The following is an 18,065-nucleotide window of genomic DNA, read 5'->3' on the forward strand; positions in this document are numbered from 1 at the left end:
CGCGCGTGGCGAGCCTGCTCGCCGCGCTCTTGTCCGGTCCGGCCCCGGCCGAGACCCCGCACACCTCATCTCCGGAAGGGACCGCCATGACCAGGATCCAGCTGATCGTCGGTGGCGAGACGCTATCCGCCACGCTCGACGACACCCCGGCGGGGCGCGACTTCGCCGCTCTGCTGCCGTTGGAGCTATCGCTCACCGACTACCACGCGACCGAGAAGATCGCCGACCTGCCGCGCACGCTCGACACCCGAGGCGCACCGGCCAAGTACGCCCCGAGTGCGGGCGACATCACCTACTACGCCCCCTGGGGCAATCTCGCGATCTTCTACAAGCCGTTTCAGTCTTCCAGGGGACTGGTGCGCCTCGGTGCCTTCGACGGACCGATCGACGCCCTGCTGAGGGACGGCGCCATCGCGGTCCGCATCGAAGCGGCCGAATAGCCGAGCGAGCCGCCCAGCCACACTGGAGCCAAGACAACGACTAGGAGAATGCCGCGTGCCCCATGTCATCGTGAAGCTCTGGCCCGGCAAGACCGATGAGCAGAAGTCTCGGCTGACCGAGGCCATCGTCCGGAATGTGACCACCCTGCTCCACTCAAGCGACGAGTCCGTCTCTGTCGCCATCCAGGAAGTGGCCTCGGACGACTGGACCGAGCAGGTGGTCGAGCCCGACGTGCTCGGCCAATGGGACAGACTCACCAAGAAGCCTGGCTACGTCCAGCAACCCTGACACTCAACCGAGAAGAGGAAGATCGTGCAGTCAACGAGATCCACAGATGACCCAAGCCAGGAGGCCGACGCCGCCCCTGGACAGGGCGCCCGCGCTCAGATGAAAGAGGCCACGCTCGCCGTCGCGTCCGCGGCGAGGGCAGCTAATGGGGCCAGGTTCGATATAAGTTTGACTCCCCGTTGAGCAAAGCGCAAGCCGAGCCTAATGCCCCTGAACGCCGGGCACCAATGCCCGCTCTCCCAACCCCGCTCCCGACTCCTCGGGGCGGGGTTTTTCGTGCCTGCCTGACATGGCTGACGCGCAATACCTTGATATAAAAGGAAAATATGCCCTTGCTCGAATTGTTTTCTAGCCCCAACCCCTACCGCCCCACAGCCATCGCCCGATGATCCGACCCCATCCACCGCCTACCCGTAACCGCCGGCGTCATCGCCTCCGCAAGCCCTCCCGCCGCCGGCCCCGCGACAAGAACGTGATCAATCGCACCACCGGGAAAGTCGCGCAGAACATAGCTCGAATCCAGCGCCCCTGAAAGCAATCGCGCGCTGGAATCCATCGCCAGCAACCGCGCGAGACTATCGTCATAACCATCCAGCCCACCAGAACCACACAGCCCCTCGCAACGCCCATCGCTCGGCGCACAATCCACATCGGGATCAGAGCCAACCCGCAGCACCCGACCCGGCGCCTGGATGTTCTTCGATGAAAGCCCGTCAATTCGGACTCATTCAAACGAAAGCGCCCCACCCTCATTTGATCCCTGCCTGAACACAGGCTTTGCCTTCCAGCCCTTGAGGGTTTGACCCGAAGGGGCTTTTCCGTGCCTGATGACCGGCGGCTTGAATTCCGACCACCGCTCCATGGCTTGATCGAGACGCCCTCGCGAAACCGGGGCGTTTTACATTGGGTGCGGATCGGGACGGTTGGTGCGTGGGCTCGTCTTCCTGTTGCTGGTTGTATCGCGACGCGCTACGCTACACGCATGATCAAAAACTTTCGGCATCGGGGCATCGAGCAATTCTTTCTGACGGGATCGAAAGCGGGCATTCAACCCCACCACGCAGCGAAGTTAGCGCGTTTGCTGACACAGCTTGATCGCTCAAAGGTACCCGAGGACATGAATGTTCCCGGTTGGCGGCTCCATCCCTTGGTCGGCGACTTAAATGGACATTGGTCTGTCTGGGTCAATGGCCACTGGCGTCTGACCTTCGCCTTCGAGAGCGAGAATGCCGTACTGGTCGATTATCAGGACTACCATTAACAGAGGTCGCTCATGGGTGATATGTACAATCCGCCGCATCCTGGCGAAACGCTGCGTGACGATGTGTTACCAGCATTGGGTCTGACGGTGACCGATGCCGCGCGGCAGCTTGGGGTGACTCGCACGACGTTGTCGCGGGTACTCAATGGGCGCGCCGGGATTTCTCCCGACATGGCGCGGCGGATCGAGGCGTGGCTTGGCGTGGAAAGAGGCGGACGCGCGGATATCTGGCTTGGTATGCAGATGGATTACGACCTCTGGCAAGCACGGCGGCGACCACCGCCAAGCGTCGAAAAAGCGAGCTTAAAGTCCGGGGACATACTTAATTCCCCACACTGACCCCGCCTAACCACAGGCGTTAATTGCGAGCTAATGGGGCTGGGTCCGATATAAGCTTGAGGCCTCGCTGAGCAAAGCGTAAGCCGAGCCTAACGCCCCTGAACGCAAGGACACGGGTTAGAATCCCGCCTGGGTACTCGTGAGCCGCGAGCCCGGTATCGAGCCTTGCGGCGCGAAAGGTAACAGACGCATCGATGCGTAGGCACGAAAACAGGCGAGAGGCGCATGACCTATGACCTCCGTTGGCTTCGACTGCACGGACTGATCGAGCGTATCCCGCGCACCCAGCGCAATGAGATCGCCGACCTCGGCAAACGCGTGGCACTTTTCTACACCAAGGTTAACGCCCGGGTCCTCCGACCAGGTAACCCGGTCGATGAACCGCATATCTCTTGGTAACACTCATGGCGTGGCGAGAATCTGGACGATGAGCCCGGGGAGATTCAGGGCAACACAACTCAGCTTAGCCTCATGCTCTTTACACCCTCCACTGTCGAACGGCTCATGCACATGGCCAATCCCGAAAACCGCCTTCAACACCCTGCTGCGTCGGGCCGCGCCGCCAAAATACTCGGCGTCGGCATCGCCACCTTAGACATCATCAATCAGGTCGAACGCTACCCGGCCGAAGATGACGAGGTGCGAGCACTGAGTCAGCGCATCGCGCGCGGCGGCAACTGCGCCAATACGCTCGCCGTGCTCAGCGAACTCGGCCACGCCTGCCGCTGGGCAGGCACCCTCGCCGATGATAGCGGCGCGGCGCTGATCCAACAGGACATGACCGCTCGCGGCATCGATCTGGACGCCGCTCAGATCGTGCCCGGCGGCGCAACGCCAACCTCTTACATCAGGCTCAGCCGCGCCACCGGCAGCCGCACCATCATCCACTACCGGGATCTACCCGAACTGACCGCCGCCGAGTTCGCGGGGATCGATCTCAGCAACGTCGACTGGGTACATTTTGAGGGCCGGAACCCCAAGGAGACCGTGCAGATGATCGCCCGTGTCGCCGCCGAGCGCCCCGAACTGCCGATCTCGGTCGAGATCGAAAAGCCCCGCCCCGGCATCGAGGCCCTGTTCCAGCTCCCCGCGCCCGAAATCAGCCTCATCGTCGTTGCCCGAGCCTGCGCCGAGCAACAAGGCGCGCACGACCCAGAATCCTTTCTGCGACAGTTTGCAGCCCAATCGAACGCGAACTTACTGATCTTGCCCTGGGGCGCTCAGGGCGCCTACGCGCTCGTCAGCGGGCGCGATCTGCTCTTCGCCCCAGCCCAGCCACCAGCCAAGATCATCGACACCATCGCCGCTGGCGACGTCTTCAATGCAGCCGCCATCGCTGCCCTGCTCGATCAGCAACCGATCGACCAGGTATTACAGACGGCCAACGCCCTCGCCGGCCACAGCTGCGGCCAGCTTGGCATCGATGGCATCGTCGAAAGTGCCAGAGCGGCCCAATTGATCCCCAAGTGACCATGACGGCTGAACGCCCACCTAAGCCTTGCACTCACGCCGGTGGCGACGGGGTCGGGTGACGCCGCGGTGGGGTGTGCGCCGCAGGGAGCGGCGCTCAAGCCTACTTGGATGTATTCACGGCGTCCCCAGCGCGGCGTTACCCGACCTCGGCGCCTGGCACCGCACCCGAACGAACATCGCACCATCCGCTCCGACTTCAAGGACTCGGATTCGGCTGACGAATATGGACCGCCTCGATCTCCCCTAACACCTCCTGACTCAGCTTCAGCTCAGCGCTGGACAAATTGCTCTCCAACTGCTCAAGGGTCGTCGCGCCGATGATGTTCGAGGTCACGAACGGGCGACTGGTGACGAAGGCCAGCGCCATCTGCGCCGGGTCCAGCCCATGCCGCTGGGCAATCGCACAATACTCTGCGGTCGCCCGCTCGGCCTCCGCATTCGAGTACCGATCGAAGCGCGAGAACAGCGTCAGCCGCGCACCCGCCGGTCGCGCACCATTGAGATACTTGCCGCTCAGCATCCCGAACGCTAATGGCGAATAGGCCAGCAGACCACAGTGCTCGCGCATCGCGACCTCGGCCAGGCCGACCTCGAAGCTGCGATTCAACAGGCTGTAGGGATTCTGGATACTGACCATGCGCGGCAGGCCATGGGTCTCGGCCAAGGCCAGCATCCGCAGCGTGCCCCAGGGCGTCTCATTGGAGAGTCCGACATGCCGCACCTTGCCCGCCTTGACCAGATCATCCAGTACCTGCAGCGTCTCGAGCAGCGGCACGCTATCGTCCGTCTCCGCATGACTGTAGCCGAGCTGGCCGAAGTAATTGGTCTCCCGATCCGGCCAATGCAGTTGGTAAAGATCGATATAATCCGTCCGCAGACGCTTCAGGCTGGCGTCGAGCGCCGCCTCGATGTTGGCGCGATCCAGTCGCCGCCCCGGCATGCGCAGATAGTCGATCCAGTCGCCCGGCCCGGCGACCTTGCTGGCGATGATCAGGCGCTCGCGGCCACCGCGTTCGGCCAGCCAATTGCCGATGAAGCGCTCGGTCGCGCCCTGGGTATCGGCCTTCGGCGGCACCGGATAGATCTCAGCGGTATCGATGAAGTTGATGCCGGCGTCGACGGCGCGGTCGAGCTGTGCGAAGGCCTCGGCCTCGGTGTTCTGCTCACCAAAGGTCATGGTGCCCAGGCAAAGCTCGCTGACCCGCAGGTCGGTCATCCCCAGGGGACGCTGATTCATACTCACTCCTGTTCGTTGGATCGTGACGCAGGTCGGTTGAGGTCGAAGCCGCTGAACTCAACCTAACTACAAGATATCATCTCTAATATGGGCTCGAATCGAGATGGCCTCAAACGAGATTCAGTTGACGCAAGCAGCCTCCGCCGCATCGCAGCGCCTCAGCAGGCGGACTTCCCCACTCGTTGCGCGATACTTGTGTCCGCAAGCGAGCGCGCATGCTGATCACCTCCGTGCTGACCCTTTATGACGCTCGACCCCAGCCTCTTCACGCCGTTCGCGATCTGGACTGCCGTCATCCTCTACGGCATCTGTCTGCTCCTCGCGCTCTGGCTCGCACCCTGGCGCAAGCTCCTGGAGGCGCGCCTGACTCACGTCTTCTTCGGCGCCACCGTGGCACTGCTGTTGCTCTGGCAGATGGAGACGCAGGTCCAGCCTGGGCTGTCGTATCACCTGCTCGGCCTCACGGCGGTCACCCTGATGTTTGGCTGGGGGTTTGCCGTCATCGCCGCCTCGCTGGCACTGCTCGGCATCACCCTCAATGGTGGCGGCGCTTGGGACGGTTTGGCGCTGAATGCGCTGGTCTCCGGCGTGCTGCCGATCAGCCTGACCCTCGCGTTGCTGATCCTGATTCGCCGCTTTCTGCCAAAGCAATTCTTCGTCTATGTGCTGGTCAACGGCTTCCTGACCGCCGGACTGGTCGGCGTTGCCATGGGCTACATGGCGGCCTGGCTGCTCGCCGGCTCCGGCGCCTACACCATGGCCGAGCTGAGCCAAACGGTCGTGCCATTCTTCCCTCTGATGTTCCTCCCAGAAGCGATGCTCAACGGCTGGATCATGGTGATCCTGGTTGCCTTCAGGCCGCATTGGGTGTACTCGTTTTCCGATCTCGAGTACATCAAGGGCAAGTAGGTACGCCGTAGCAAGCGCCTCGCGCCTGTGGGTAGCGATGCACGATGAATGTCAGGAGCAGTGTCGATGCGATGGGTAGGTAAGGTCATTGGCGGATTCATTGGGCTCGCCGCCGGCGGGCCTTTCGGCGCCATGCTGGGGGCCGCGCTCGGCCATGGCGTCGACCAAGGCCTGAAGAAACTGCAGCGCAACGCGCAGCTGCCGCCGGGTGATCGGCAGCGCATCCAAAGCGCCTTCTTCACCGCCACCTTCTCGACCATGGGCCATTTATCCAAGGCCGATGGGCGAGTCTCCGAGGCCGAGATCGCACTCGCCGAGAGCATCATGACGCAGCTTCGGCTCTCACCTGAGATGCGCAGCGCCGCCATCGAGTTGTTCCGACTCGGCAAGTCCGCCGATTTCGATCTGCCCGCCGTGATCGCGACCTTCCGCCGCGAATGCCGCGGTCAACGCTCGCTGATCCAGATGTTCCTCGAGATCCAGATCCAAGCGGCCTATGTCGACGGCGAGCCCACCTTTGCTCAGCGCCAGGTGCTGAGCCAGATTCGGGTCGGTCTGAACGTGCCCGAGATCCTCTTCAAGCAGCTCGAGACCCTGGTGCGGCTGCAGCGCAATTTCGCCGGTAGCACTGGCCCCCAGGGTGCCGGCAGCACGGGTCGCACGGGCGGCACCGGCAGCAGACGCCGCGCAGCAACAAACCGGGCCCCAAATCTCAGGGAGGCCTACGCCGTACTCGGCGTCACCCCCAAAGACTCCGACGCCACCATCAAGCGCGCTTATCGCCAACTCTTGAGCCAACACCACCCAGACAAACTAGTCTCGAAGGGGCTGCCCGAGGAGATGATGAAGATGGCCACCCAGAAGACCCATGAGATCCGCCGCGCCTACGAGATGATCCAACGCGCGCGCGCCGCTTGAGCGCCTGAGCAGACGTCCACACCCGAGCCAAGCGTCTCAAGCATCCGACAAAAGGCCAAGCCAGCAATCGCCCGTGCATTCAGCCTCTTGCCCAGCCCAACATCCAGTACCAGCCGATCCAGGCTCTCGCCGATGCAGCCCCCAACACCCCAATGACCAGACCCGACCAACCCGACACCGAAGCCGTCGAGCACTACCTGCTCGACCTACAAGATCGCATCTGCCAAGCACTCGAAGCCGAGGATGGCGCTGGCGTTTTCCGCGAGGATGCCTGGACGCGACCCGGTGGAGGTGGCGGCCGCAGTCGCATCCTTGAGGACGGCACCCTGTTCGAAAAGGGCGGGATCAACTTCTCGCACGTCCATGGAAACACACTCCCGCCAACCGCCAGCGCCAGCCGTCCCGAGCTCGCCGGCCGCCGCTTCCAGGCCATGGGGGTCTCGCTGGTCATGCACCCGAGCAACCCCTATGTGCCGACCTCGCACATGAACGTGCGCTTCTTCATCGCCGAGAAGCCCGGCAGCGAACCGGTCTGGTGGTTCGGCGGCGGCTTCGACCTGACGCCTTACTACGGCTTCGATGAGGACGTGCGCGATTGGCATCGCAGCGCTCGCGCCGCCTGCGCGGATTTTGGCACGGCTGAAGAAGACGCCAGCGCGCTGCACGCGCGCTTGAAAGAGGCCTGCGACCATTATTTCTACCTCAAGCATCGGGACGAGCCGCGCGGTGTCGGCGGCCTGTTCTTCGACGACCTCAACCACTGGGGCTTCGAGCGCAGCTTCGCCTTCATGCGCAGCGTCGCCGAGCAGTACCTACCAGGCTACCAGCCCATTGTCGCGCGTCGAAAAGGCACGCCCTACGGCGAGCGCGAGCGCGAATTCCAATGCTATCGACGCGGACGCTACGTCGAATTCAATCTCGTCTACGACCGCGGCACCCTGTTCGGCCTGCAATCCGGTGGCCGCACCGAATCCATCCTGATGTCCCTACCACCGCAGGTCAGTTGGCGCTACGACTGGAAGCCAGAGCCAGGAAGCGAAGAGGCCAGACTCTACGAGCACTATCTGGTACCGAAGGACTGGCTGGCCATGCCGGACTGAGCGCATCAGCGGCAGCCGATCTCTCCGGCACGGTGACCTCTAACCAGCGATGCTCCCATTCGGGTGGCGGGTCGATACAGAGTTGTTTCGGCGCATCGTCGATCTGGCTTTGCAGGATGGTCATGGTCGTTACCTGTCATTCTTTCTCGGGTGCGGCTTGCCTTTGGTATCGGCCACGCAGAAAGACGATAAAATCAAGCGCCTCACTTTGCGCTTGCAAAGGCAGATGCCGTGATTCTTCTGTAATGCGTTCAATAAGATTCATAGGATTGACCTCATCAAGCCGCCCGCACCTGCTCACCGCCCTTCAACCGACACTCTTGGATCAACCGGCGCAAAAACCGCTCAGGCTCAGCGCCAAAGTCCTCACCGAGCAACGCGCGCTGCCGACAGACAGTCGCCACATCACCCGCGGTGAGCAACTCCAGTTGATCCAGATGCCGGCCGATCAATGCCGGGATCGGCGCCTCGGCATCGCCATAGACCTCTCGGGCAAACAAGACTCGCCGCTGTGCCGGGGACAGTGCCCGGAAGTGTAGCTTGAAGTCAAACCGGCGCAGCGCCGCCTGATCCAGGCCCTGCATCCGGTTGGTAGCGGCGATGAAAATGCCCGGATAACGCTCCAGCTGTTGCAACAGCTCGTTGACCTGGGTGCGCTCCCAACTGTGCCGAGCCTGACCGCGATCGGTCAGGAAGCTGTCGACCTCATCGAGCAAGAGGACGCTGCGCTCCGGGTCGGTACTCTGGAACAGCCGCGCCAGGTTCTGCTCGGTCTGCCCGACATAGGGCGAGACCAGCTCCGAGGCCTGACGCGCGATCAACTCGCGGTCCAACGCCTCGGCCAGCACCTCAGCGAACTGGGTCTTGCCGGTGCCCGGTGCGCCATAGAAGCAGAGGCTGCCGCGACCACTGCGCTGCAAGGCCTTGAGCAGTTGCGCTGGCTGCCACTCGCCGGCGAGATTCAGCAACGCCGGATCAAACACCGTTGCCGGCCGGCGCTGCCGGGGTGCCGGTGCGCCATGGAGCAGGGTGCGCTGGGCGCTGATGCTGTGGCTGGCCACGGCATCCGGGTCGCTGTCGTCGCGGATCTGCACCAACTGCCCGGCCGCACCGAATTGCGCCGGCCTGAGCTGGTCATCTTGGGCCAGTTGATCCAACAGCGAGGCCGACACCCCCAGCGCCCCCAAGTGGCGCTCAGCCATCTGCCGCCGCACCGAGCGTGGCGGGGTGTGGAAGGGCACCGGCAACAGGAAGCGGCGCAGGAAGGCCGGGTCCATGGCGTCGATGTCATTGGTAATCCAGATCGCCGGCACCGGATTCTCTTCCAACAGCCGATTGGTCCAGCCCTTCTCGCGACTGCTGTGCCGGGGTCGCAGAAAGGCGAACAGATCGGAGCCGGCATCGAAGACATCCTCGACCTCATCGAAGATCAGCACCGCGCCCGTGCGCTGCGCCAAGAGGCGTTGCGCCAACAGGTAAGCCGAGAGCCGTCCTGAGCGTGACAGGCCATCGCCGTCCTCGTCGCTGCTCTTGACCTGATAGGCCGTCAGCCCGTGCGCGGCAGCCAAGGCCCGGGCCAGCTCGGTCTTACCGGTGCCGGGTGCGCCATAGAACAGGGCGTTGATGCCCTTGAGGCCGGTGTTCGCGGCAGTGGTCAGCACGCTGCCGACATGCGGCAGGTGCTGATGGAGATGCGGAAAGTCCTCGAGCGTCCAAGCCGCCGCCGGCGCTGGCTCGATCAATAACGCCAGCAGTGCGGCCTCCGTGTCTGGTGCCGTGTCGTGAATCTGGATGAGCAGCTCGCTGGGGCGCAGATAGTCCTCGAGATCCGAATCGGTGCGGTAATCGATCAGCCCCAGCCGGCGCAACGGCGCCTGCGCCGATAGGCGCTCACCGAGCTTGGCCACCGACAGCCCAAACATCTTGGCGAGCCGCTCGCGATTGACGCTCGCAGTCGCCTGCTTGCCGCAGCGCAAGAGATCGCGGAAGGCCTCGGAGGCTTGATGCAGATAGAGGTAGTCAAGTAGCTGCGCATCGACCGCGTTCAGTGACAGAGCGTCCACCAGTAATCGCGTCGTGGCGCTGACCGGGACCTGATCATCAGCGCGGGCGAGCCGTTTGGCGATGGTGCGGGGGCCACGCATCAGCGTCCGCATTAGACGTTTGAGATCATCCCTATCAAGGCCGAAGTCATCAACACCGGTCCAGTGCGTGAACAGCTCTAGGGTCTCGTCTTGGATCACCGCATCATGCGCCATCGCCCATTGGCCGAGCTGCTCGAGGTCGAGCAACGGCAGCAGCAGTCCTAACAGATCAAAATCATTGCCGTCGCTGCGCGAACTGAGGCGCGACTCGGTGGCACTGAGCGCGTCTAACACCCCGAGCACAAGGCGGGCGAGGCGCAGATCGATTGCAGGCACCGAGGCCAGATCCTCGCGCCAGAGCTTGAAAGAGGCACGGCGCTGACACTTGGTCTTGGCGTCGGTGCTTGGGGTGCTAGAAGCTGTGCGGGTAGTTGGCATGCGCGGTCTCCTGTGTCGTCGATGAGGCCTATTGAACCATGCCCACGCGACAGGGACTGTCCAACCTGATGGGCTATAATCCGCCCATGCCAGCCGCTCACCACAGCCGTATCCAACGCCTGCATCGCTTGGAGGCCTTGCTGCCGAAGCCAGGGGCGAGGCAGGCGCAATGCTTGGATGGCGCGCGCCTGTTGGAGATCCTCGGCCAGGCCTATGGCGAGGGCTCGCTGTCCTCACGGCGGCGAGCCCTGCAGCGCGACCTCGAGACGCTCATCCAGGAAGGACGCATTGAGGCCGTCAACCCGGGTGGGAAACCGTTGCGCTACCGGCGCTGTGGTGACTCGCTCGAGGACGATGCGCTGATCTGGGAGTACACCTTGCGCCAGGTTCGCGACCTGATCGCCGAGGCGATCCCGCAGCGTCAGCTCAATCGGCTCTGGGAGCGACTCATCCATGAGTTCGATGAACCGCTGCTCAGTGAGCGGCAGTTGCGCGTGGTCCCCGACACCCTGCGTCTGCGTCCGGTTGAGCTCTATCCAGCCGTCTTGCAGGCGGTGATCAGCGCCTTGGCCCAGCAGTGTGCCCTAAAGGTCAGCTACCGCAACGCCAACGGTGAACGCAGCCGGCCCTTGTTGCATCCGCAGGCATTGGTGCAGCGTGGACCCATCCCCTACCTGATCGCACTCAAGAACAATGAGGACGGGTTGCGACTGTATGCCCTGCATCGGCTCATCCGCGCAGAGCTTGATCCCGCCATGCCTGCGCGCGAGGCTGCGGGATTCGATCTGGATCAGGCAATCGCCGAGGGGTTAGTCGACTTCGGTCAGGGCACCTTGATCGATCTGACCATCCGCGTGCGCGGCTATCTAACCTCGCTGCTGCTGGCCTGTCCCTTGACCGATGAGCAGACAACGAAGGAGGAGCCGGAAGACTCCGATTTTGATCTGCAGGTGAGTGCGCGGTTGCCGCAGACCGGGCAGTTGCTGCGCTGGCTGTTGGGTGCCGGCGATAACCTTGAGGTTATTGCACCGTTGGAGTTGCGGCAGGTGTTGGCCGGACAAGTATGGAAAATGGGGCAGATCTATCAGGACCGCTGAGAAATGCAAGCCTAGGACTTGACAGATAGTTAAAGCAATTCAACTTCTAGCAGTTTACAGCTAAACTGAAAACAGCCATCTATTTTAACGCTGTCAACGACTGACAGTATTTCAACAATGGGCGGCTCTGCTTTAAGCTCCGCATAAAAGTCACGATAAGATCGCTTAGGCTTCTTTTCACCGACGTAATCAGCATACGCGAGGATCAGATAAGCTGCTGATAGACCCCCAGTATCTTCAGTCCATCTAGAATTTCTGGCTGCCTGAAGTTTCTTTATAACCTGGCTGTACTCTTGAAAGTTTTTAGAGCTTGCTCCACCCTTAAACCTTAGGAAATCACCAGAACTATTGCGTAATGTCAATGCCAGAAAAAATTTTAGTTCGCAAAGTACTGCTCCACAATCCCCAGGAATCATAAGATCAACACGATTCCATTCGGTTCGACAGTCTATTGTTTGGTCAATAGAGAGCAACTCTCTTACAAGATAAAACCGAAAGACGCTTTCATTCCAATAATCAAGTGGAACTTTTGGTACATCGTGCTGCAACCTTTCACATGCATGCGAGAGCGCCGCTTCAATAACACGTCGTACACTATTTCTATCCCTGCGAGCCAAAGCACCACCACTTTATCTATCTAACGAAAATATTTTCGAAATCATTGGAGCAACAGTCTAAGTCTAAACCGCCATAGGTGTTAGACATCGGAAGACCGCTGATCATTATTTGATTAAGGCCGCCCTGCTATGGCCCTGATGACCGGCCGGCCGACCGAACGACTAACCAACCTGCTGATTGCGCATATTGCTAGAAATGCAAGCCGTAATGACAGCAGATTGCGTAGGCAACAGAAATAATAGCGTCGTGTCAAGCAATTAATGACAAGACGCGTATTGCGCCTTGTCATCGGTAACCCCGCATCCTAACTCATTAACGCAGGTTAGAGATCAAAAGCCATCTTCAGAGCTTAATGACCACTAATCGACGCCAGGACCCTATTCTTGATAGATTGTAACAAAAATACTCTCAGACTTGTCGCAGTCGACATTACCCCACTCAGTGGAAATATCAACCTCTTCCCATTCATCATCATCTTCATCAAGGCATTCACCCCAACAACGGTCTGCAACTTGATGACATAGAGCAGTAGCAGCATCGACTAAAGACTCATCTTCTTCTTCGGCTTCCCCTTCCTCAAAAGAAGAAACCGCCTTACATAGCTGGTCTAGAGTTACTTCTTGGCCAACCTCTTCAGATGCAAAAGCCGCTAAATCTTTTCCATCAATAATAATTTTGTTGCGTGGGTCGGAGCGGAACTCCGTCACAATTTTTTCAAGAATGTCGTCTTGGTTCATCACCGTTTCTTCCTCTTGTTGATTGCCATCACCGTCACCGTCACCATTGGAATCAGGTTCATCCTTTAAACCATAACTCCTTCGTACCGAGCCCAACGTTACGTCGTTATCAGCCAGAGAACCATCGGCAGCCAAGATGTCGATCTTGACGCCATAGTTATCCTCAAAGAATGCCTCAACATTTTTTACTAATGTTTGACCGAGAATGGTTACTTCCAGAGAAGTTGAGCGCTTTGTTCGTATGCTCCCAAGCGTAGACTCATCTGCGGCTGGCTCTCCAGATTGATCATATATCTGGATATTGACACCGACGACTTCGCGAAATCTCGCCTTGATGGTTCCAACTTTCGACTGTCCAACAATTCTCAATTTTGCCATGAAATAAGCTCTTTCGTATTGTGGGGCTTTTAAAGACGATGGGCAGCACCTGAAATGTTACTCCCAACTTGTTCATTACTCAACAAGCTGCTGCTAATCTGCTAACCCATGCAAGAGCTCGATCTTTATGCTGAGACGGCTACTGGCGAGTGTTACAGGAGTCACTTATCATAAACGAAGCTTGTCCAAGCGTGAACCCTTGCACAAGATGCTTAGGATGCCACGCTACGGCCCTGGCATTTTGGTGCGTTTACCTTCCCTTGAACAGAAAAAGGATTTTTGTAAATCCTCCGAACCAGCTTACCCCTTCACTCAAAACCTCTAGACCAAGCGCAGCAAGAACCGTCCAAGTCCAGCACCAAAGTCCTTGCCGAGCAACTCGCGCTTCCTGCAGAAATTCGCCACATCACCCGCAGTGAGAAGTTCCAGCTGCCAACCGCTCAGTGCGGGAATCTACGCTTCAGCATCGTCATAGGCCTCACGCGCAAACAACACCCTTCGTTGTGCCAGGGACAGTGCCCAGAAGTGCAGTTTGAAGATAAACCTTCACATTGCAGCCTGTTGCAGACCCTGCATCCGATTGATCGCGGAGGTGGGATATCCCGATTGCGCTCAACCTACTGCACCCGCCCATCGACCTCGGTGCACTCCCAACTATGCCGGACCCGGCCGCCGATCGGTTAGCAATCTGTCGACCTCGTCGAGCAAGAGCCTGCTGAACTCCAAACCAGAGCCCCAGAATGGCCGCGCTCGATTCCGCGCGGTGTACCCGACAAATGACAAGGTTGGTGAGGACGACTACTTGACCAGTTCAGATGTCCGTTTAACATTTAATAATTTTTGCAGAGAGACGTAGCGTTGATTTTGTGTGAATGCCACTGTGCGCCCAGTTTTGGCGACAAGATCGTTAATGATTGCTCCACCTAGCCGCACTGTTTCATCAGAGTCAGGACCTGAAAGGATCAATACTTTGTAGGTCAATCCATCTTGTCGTGTGTTATTAGTATCCTGACACACATCATCGACGATCTTACCTAATGGACCCTTATGAAGCCCTTTGCCCCATTCGACATGTTCATAGGCATTAAGTATCCTCGGGATAAGAGGCCAGATTTTTCCCTCACTGTAGAACGCAAGATATGAAACTGTCTGGAAAAAACGGCCAGGCTGGCAGATATAGGCTGAATGACGCTGATATTCGGGCCAAGCATGACGGGCAGGAACAACTACTACATCTGCTTCATTGCCAACAAGCTTTTCGCTTGAAAGCATCGTTTGTAATTCGCGCAGTAGAAACGCTTCACGCTCTGAAATGACCTCCTGGGTATCGGCCAAAAGTTCATCAATCGCCTGATAGAGTAGACCAAAAGACGTCCAAGCGAGTCGTTCATCATTAATTTCACCAATAATAACAGGAGGTTGGTCGTCAGGCGTTAGAATCAGCAGCGTTTGGATCGTTTCACCAGGACGATCTAGTCGTTGCAGGTGGCGCCGTACCTGCTGTTCATCGACCATATTACGAGCCGTTTTCGTTTCAATCAGTATCCGAAAACTACTCGATATTTCAGCATCGGGTACGCCCTGCCCGCCCTTGGATGGTTGATTCGTGAACTTAATGAGTTCCAGTTCAGATTGTTCGAGCAGAGACCCGATCAATCGTTGCATGTGATCAATTGATAGAGAACGTAGAACGGCCAGAATTGACGCTGTTACGCGATTCTCACCAGTCGAATATGTGGAAAATAGATTGATTGGCATAGTTTTCACTTTGTTGGCAAAATTTTTGAGGAATAAGTAATTTTTTATATCGGACTCAAGTGATCATCATTATACCTCGTATTCGACAAGCTCACCTAGGGCTTTGCTAATAAACCGCGCCAAGATGTCGGCATAGTCTTCGGCGTTAGCGGGTTCATGACCATCCGGCGGCAACTCGGCAAACTGGCTCTTACCTGAGGAGCGCAAAATATTTTCTGGATCAATCACATCAATGCGCTCACGAAATGCCAAGAGCGCCCGTGTGCGCCCGAAGCCATTCAGTGAACTCCGCGCGGGAGACTTCCCCAGTGGCAAGCGTGAGCATCATACTCTCTTGCTCATCCAACTCGCAGATGATCTCCTGACCATTCAGCACCAGAAAGGTCTCCATGGCGGCGTGGCCCAAGCGTTTGTTGCCATCCAAGAAGGGATGACTCATGACCAGCGCATGACCCAAAGCCCCAGCCTTAGCGATCAGGTCCGGATAAAGATCCTCACCCGCAAAACTGGCATGCGGCTGGCTGACGGCAGACTCGAGAGCACCGGTGTCGCGGAGTCCGTCGGCACCGCCCGATGTCGCGATCAGGCGCTGCTGCAGGGTGAGCACCTCGGCAAGCGAGAGAAAGCGCATCAAGCGAGTCGGCGATAGAGTTCGCGATTCTTCGCCAGCACGTAATCCATCGCCTCATCAATCTCGGTGCCGGGCTGGTTCAATAGTTGATCGATGAACTCGGCCAGCAGTTGCTCTGGCTCGCGACCAACACTGCGCGCCCGCTCTCGGAGCGCCTGTGCTTTGCTGTCGTCTAGCTCCAGCGTCATTGTGGTCATCTTGAGCCCCTCTTCTGGTCGGCAATCAGTCGTCTCGGTTTCTGCTTGGGGGTGAGTTGTACAGGGTCACCGCTCACCAAGGGCCTTGTTGATGAACCGCGCCAAGATGTCGGCATAGTCCTCAGTGTTGGCGAGTTCATGCCCTCCGCGTGGCAACTTGACGTACTTGCTCTTGCCTGAGAATCGCCAAGTGTCTTGTGGATCGACCACCTCATCGTCTTTGGCGCACAGGATCAGGCCGGGAACCTCGCTGTTGAGCCATTGATCTTCAAAGACGAGATAGTCGTTGGCGTTCTCGAGCGACCACTCGAAGCTAGCCTCTACATCGAAGCGTTGCAGTGTGCCGGTGTTCTGCGACAGGGTTTGTGAGGGATGCAGCGCCGGATTCAGTGCAATCCAGGGGCGCTCCCGTCGACAACCGAAATGCCGTGCCCAGAACCCGCCGAGGCTGGTACCGACGAGCAGATCCGGCAGTGGCGCCTGCTTTGTCAGCTGATGGAAAGCGTTGAGATAATCCGCCGGCCGATAACGGCCCTCGGTGCTGAGGCATTGCACCTGATGTCCAAGCCCGCGCAGCAGCGCGACCTTTGGGCTATTCGGTTTCGGGCCGCTGGCAAAGCCATGCAGATACAGGATGTTGGCCATGATGATCTCCGGTTACGCGATGGGTGGGCTGAGCAGGACGGCGGATGTTCAGGCCGTCTCCGCATCCCAGGGCTCGAAGCGGCGCCCATCGACATGAAAGGCAACGAAATCCCCGCGATGGGGTTCGCGATTCCAGAACAGCCCGATCACCAAGCTCAGCGGCTCACGGAAGTAGGTGCTGCCGCTCTCCTCCTCGCCGTCATAGAGCGGCGGTTCGAGCACCTCGAGCACCACGGCTGGGGTGCCATAGGCCGGTGCGAGCCGATTGCGCAGCCCGGGCTTCCAGCACACCAGTTCGCCGGGCTGGAACACATGGCTGATCTTGAGGCTGGCATAGCGCTCTAGGAGCACGCCGCCGAGATCACCATCAAGCTCGTGTAGCAGTTCATCGAGTGATTCCTCTTGCAGCAGACTGTGCGGGGCCTCTTCGTTAAGGCCGATGCGGTTGAGCAGTTCGCGGGAGGAGAGCGGGCGATCGGGGCGCGACATGGGTGCTACCTGGGTCAGTCGATGAAGACGCGATTAGACCTCAAGCATGCGACATTAGCTGTCCGATCGTGCGCCCCCTCCCAATGTCGCGATCTGTTGTTGCGGCAGGACAGGCGGCGTGGCGGGTGTCGCCTCGGTGTCGCTAGCGCCCTTCCCGCGTCGGCCGATAGGCCCAAGCGAGCATCAATGCACCAGCGAGCAACATCGGCAGGGTCAGCAGTTGGCCCATGGTGAACCAATCGAAGGCGAGATAGCCGATGTGGGCATCGGGTAGACGGACGAATTCGACGCTGAAGCGGAACAGCCCATAGAGCAGCAGGAACAGACCAGAGACCGCCATCACCGGCCGCGGCCGGCTGGAGAACCACCAGAGCAGGATGAACAAGACCAGGCCCTCGAGACCGGCCTGGTAGAGCTGCGAGGCATGCATGGGCAGACTCCACTGGGCATCCAGCGGCAGGCCGACGCAGACCTCGGGGAAGCGCTCGCAAGGCAGGCGCATGCCCCAGGGTAGATTGGTCGTATGGCCCCAAAGCTCGCCATTGATGAAGTTGCCGATGCGCCCCGTCAGCAGCCCGATCGGCACCAGCGGCGCGATGAAATCGCCAACCGCGAAAAAACGCATCCCCTGCTTGCGCGCAAACAGCCAGATCGCCACCATGACCCCGATGAGGCCGCCATGAAACGACATGCCGCCCTCCCAGACCTTGAGCAGGTTGAGCGGATTGGCCAAGATCTGATCGAAGCCGTAGAACAGCATGTAGCCGAGGCGGCCACCGGCGATGACGCCAATGACGCAGTAGAAGATCACATCGTCGACCATCTCAGCGCTCCAGACCGAGCCCGGCCGCGACGCTCGCCAGCGCCCGAGCAGCCAAGCAGAAGCAAAGCCGATCAGGTACATGAGCCCGTACCAATGGACCTTGATCGGTCCAAGGGCGAAGGCGACGGGGTCGATGTTTGGATAGGTCAACATGGGCGCGGATAATATCACGGGCTTGCGGCAAGACGGTGACGCACAACAGCC

The 18,065-nt window shown here is 59.4% G+C and carries 22 protein-coding genes; 10 read left to right on the forward strand and 12 right to left on the reverse strand.

Features of this window, described 5'->3' with window-relative positions:
- Window positions 1–5 precede the first annotated feature (5 nt).
- From CCR96_RS16420 to CCR96_RS16445, 6 genes are all read left to right on the forward strand, one after another.
- A complete protein-coding gene (locus CCR96_RS16420) occupies window positions 6–440 on the forward strand; it encodes a cyclophilin-like fold protein (RefSeq protein WP_338035895.1) in 435 nt (144 codons plus the stop codon).
- A gap of 55 nt (window positions 441–495) precedes the next feature.
- Complete coding sequence (locus tag CCR96_RS16425; RefSeq protein ID WP_201221240.1) at window positions 496–729, forward strand: tautomerase family protein; 234 nt, start codon at window positions 496–498, stop codon at window positions 727–729.
- Between the two features lie 982 nt (window positions 730–1,711).
- A complete protein-coding gene (locus CCR96_RS16430; protein WP_201221242.1) occupies window positions 1,712–1,990 on the forward strand; it encodes a type II toxin-antitoxin system RelE/ParE family toxin in 279 nt (92 codons plus the stop codon).
- A gap of 12 nt (window positions 1,991–2,002) precedes the next feature.
- Entirely contained in the window at window positions 2,003–2,329 is a 327-nt protein-coding gene (locus tag CCR96_RS16435; RefSeq protein ID WP_201221244.1) for a HigA family addiction module antitoxin, read from the forward strand.
- Window positions 2,330–2,554: 225 nt separating this feature from the next.
- Window positions 2,555–2,728, forward strand: a complete 174-nt coding sequence (locus CCR96_RS16440; protein ID WP_201221246.1) for a hypothetical protein — start codon at window positions 2,555–2,557, stop codon at window positions 2,726–2,728.
- 72 nt (window positions 2,729–2,800) lie between these two features.
- Entirely contained in the window at window positions 2,801–3,799 is a 999-nt protein-coding gene (locus tag CCR96_RS16445; RefSeq protein ID WP_242519143.1) for a PfkB family carbohydrate kinase, read from the forward strand.
- Window positions 3,800–3,998: 199 nt separating this feature from the next.
- Here the strand turns inward: CCR96_RS16445 and CCR96_RS16450 are convergent, their stop codons facing one another.
- Window positions 3,999–5,039: an NADP(H)-dependent aldo-keto reductase gene (locus CCR96_RS16450; protein ID WP_201221248.1), complete on the reverse strand. Its 1,041-nt coding sequence runs from the start codon at window positions 5,037–5,039 to the stop codon at window positions 3,999–4,001.
- Window positions 5,040–5,282: 243 nt separating this feature from the next.
- Between CCR96_RS16450 and CCR96_RS16455 the strand changes: the two genes are divergently transcribed.
- The 3 genes from CCR96_RS16455 to hemF all read left to right on the forward strand — a co-directional run bounded on the left by CCR96_RS16455 (window position 5,283) and on the right by hemF (window position 7,966).
- Window positions 5,283–5,948 (forward strand): energy-coupling factor ABC transporter permease, encoded by a 666-nt coding sequence (locus CCR96_RS16455; protein ID WP_201221250.1) that lies wholly within the window; start codon window positions 5,283–5,285, stop codon window positions 5,946–5,948.
- 66 nt (window positions 5,949–6,014) lie between these two features.
- Window positions 6,015–6,866, forward strand: coding sequence for a co-chaperone DjlA (gene djlA / locus CCR96_RS16460; protein WP_201221253.1), 852 nt, complete (start codon window positions 6,015–6,017; stop codon window positions 6,864–6,866).
- 152 nt (window positions 6,867–7,018) lie between these two features.
- Window positions 7,019–7,966, forward strand: coding sequence for an oxygen-dependent coproporphyrinogen oxidase (gene hemF / locus CCR96_RS16465; RefSeq protein ID WP_201221255.1), 948 nt, complete (start codon window positions 7,019–7,021; stop codon window positions 7,964–7,966).
- A 136-nt stretch (window positions 7,967–8,102) separates the two neighbouring features.
- Here hemF and CCR96_RS25130 read toward each other — a convergent pair whose 3' ends face one another.
- The gene (locus CCR96_RS25130) at window positions 8,103–8,231 is read right to left on the reverse strand and encodes a hypothetical protein (protein WP_274601141.1); all 129 of its coding nucleotides are present in this window, start codon (window positions 8,229–8,231) and stop codon (window positions 8,103–8,105) included.
- A gap of 13 nt (window positions 8,232–8,244) precedes the next feature.
- A complete protein-coding gene (locus tag CCR96_RS16470) occupies window positions 8,245–10,488 on the reverse strand; it encodes an AAA family ATPase (protein WP_201221258.1) in 2,244 nt (747 codons plus the stop codon).
- Window positions 10,489–10,526: 38 nt separating this feature from the next.
- On the opposite strand from CCR96_RS16470, the gene CCR96_RS16475 reads away from it, so the two are divergent.
- A complete protein-coding gene (locus CCR96_RS16475) occupies window positions 10,527–11,585 on the forward strand; it encodes a helix-turn-helix transcriptional regulator (RefSeq protein ID WP_242519144.1) in 1,059 nt (352 codons plus the stop codon).
- Between the two features lie 29 nt (window positions 11,586–11,614).
- Here the strand turns inward: CCR96_RS16475 and CCR96_RS16480 are convergent, their stop codons facing one another.
- The 9 genes from CCR96_RS16480 to lgt all read right to left on the reverse strand — a co-directional run bounded on the left by CCR96_RS16480 (window position 11,615) and on the right by lgt (window position 18,014).
- Window positions 11,615–12,133: a hypothetical protein gene (locus CCR96_RS16480; RefSeq protein ID WP_201221260.1), complete on the reverse strand. Its 519-nt coding sequence runs from the start codon at window positions 12,131–12,133 to the stop codon at window positions 11,615–11,617.
- A 447-nt stretch (window positions 12,134–12,580) separates the two neighbouring features.
- Window positions 12,581–13,318 carry a hypothetical protein gene (locus tag CCR96_RS16485; protein ID WP_201221262.1) on the reverse strand — a complete coding sequence of 246 codons (738 nt, stop codon included), beginning with the start codon at window positions 13,316–13,318 and terminating at the stop codon, window positions 12,581–12,583.
- Between the two features lie 798 nt (window positions 13,319–14,116).
- Window positions 14,117–15,076 (reverse strand): hypothetical protein, encoded by a 960-nt coding sequence (locus tag CCR96_RS16490; protein ID WP_201221264.1) that lies wholly within the window; start codon window positions 15,074–15,076, stop codon window positions 14,117–14,119.
- 69 nt (window positions 15,077–15,145) lie between these two features.
- On the reverse strand, window positions 15,146–15,304 hold the full coding sequence (locus CCR96_RS16495; protein WP_201221266.1) for a hypothetical protein: 159 nt from the start codon (window positions 15,302–15,304) through the stop codon (window positions 15,146–15,148).
- Between the two features lie 10 nt (window positions 15,305–15,314).
- On the reverse strand, window positions 15,315–15,707 hold the full coding sequence (locus CCR96_RS16500) for a type II toxin-antitoxin system death-on-curing family toxin (RefSeq protein ID WP_201221268.1): 393 nt from the start codon (window positions 15,705–15,707) through the stop codon (window positions 15,315–15,317).
- Entirely contained in the window at window positions 15,707–15,904 is a 198-nt protein-coding gene (locus CCR96_RS16505; protein WP_201221270.1) for a hypothetical protein, read from the reverse strand. The genes CCR96_RS16500 and CCR96_RS16505 overlap by 1 nt, the downstream gene beginning before the upstream one ends.
- A gap of 66 nt (window positions 15,905–15,970) precedes the next feature.
- Window positions 15,971–16,549: a YqiA/YcfP family alpha/beta fold hydrolase gene (locus CCR96_RS16510; RefSeq protein ID WP_201221272.1), complete on the reverse strand. Its 579-nt coding sequence runs from the start codon at window positions 16,547–16,549 to the stop codon at window positions 15,971–15,973.
- Between the two features lie 48 nt (window positions 16,550–16,597).
- The gene (locus CCR96_RS16515) at window positions 16,598–17,038 is read right to left on the reverse strand and encodes a hypothetical protein (protein ID WP_201221274.1); all 441 of its coding nucleotides are present in this window, start codon (window positions 17,036–17,038) and stop codon (window positions 16,598–16,600) included.
- A gap of 142 nt (window positions 17,039–17,180) precedes the next feature.
- Window positions 17,181–18,014, reverse strand: a complete 834-nt coding sequence (gene lgt, locus CCR96_RS16520) for a prolipoprotein diacylglyceryl transferase (RefSeq protein ID WP_201221276.1) — start codon at window positions 18,012–18,014, stop codon at window positions 17,181–17,183.
- Window positions 18,015–18,065: the final 51 nt, after the last annotated feature.

The sequence above is a fragment of the Halochromatium roseum genome, assembly GCF_016653315.1.
Taxonomy (GTDB): Bacteria; Pseudomonadota; Gammaproteobacteria; order Chromatiales; family Chromatiaceae; genus Lamprobacter; species Lamprobacter roseus.